Origin of the sequence: Caballeronia sp. LZ035 (assembly GCF_031451175.1) — a bacterium.
In the GTDB taxonomy this organism is placed as follows: Bacteria; Pseudomonadota; Gammaproteobacteria; order Burkholderiales; family Burkholderiaceae; genus Caballeronia.
Map to the genome: position 1 here is coordinate 1 of NZ_JARUXS010000034.1, position 589 is coordinate 589.

The 589-nt window shown below is 62.8% G+C and carries 1 protein-coding gene; it reads left to right on the forward strand.

From position 1 onward, the window contains the following. A partial coding sequence (gene tssI / locus QCE88_RS41940; RefSeq protein WP_309911934.1) for a type VI secretion system tip protein TssI/VgrG occupies positions 1-589 on the forward strand: 589 nt, incomplete at both ends.

The window sequence follows — 589 nt, forward strand, 5'->3', positions numbered from 1 at the left end:
CCGCACGATCGACAACGTCGAGTACCTGATCGTCGGCGCAAGCTATCAGTTTCAGAGCGGCGGCGATGCCAGCGGCAGCAGCACCGCCCAATACGACACCGAGTTTCTCGCGCAGCCCACTTCTCTGCCCTGGCGCGCGCCCTCGATTACGCCGCTGCCGAAAGCGACCGGACCACAGACCGCGGTCGTAGTAGGCCCCGCGGGTGAAACCATCTGGACCGATCAGCTCGGTCGCGTCAAGCTGCAATTCCGCTGGGACCGCTACGGCAAGAGCGATGAGAACAGCTCCTGCTGGGTACGCGTCTCCGATGCATGGGCCGGGTCGAACTATGGCGGCATCTATATCCCGCGTATCGGCCAGGAAGTGGTGGTCGACTTCATGAACGGCAACATCGATCGGCCGCTCATCACCGGACGCGTCTACAACGCCTCGCAGATGCCGCCGTTCAATCTCCCCGACTCGGCCACGCAGAGCGGCTTCCTCACCCGTACGCCCAACGGCAACAGCAGCAACGCCAACATGTTCCGCTTCGAGGACAAGCAAGGTTCCGAGCAGGTCAAGCTGCATGCCGAGCGCAATTACGACACC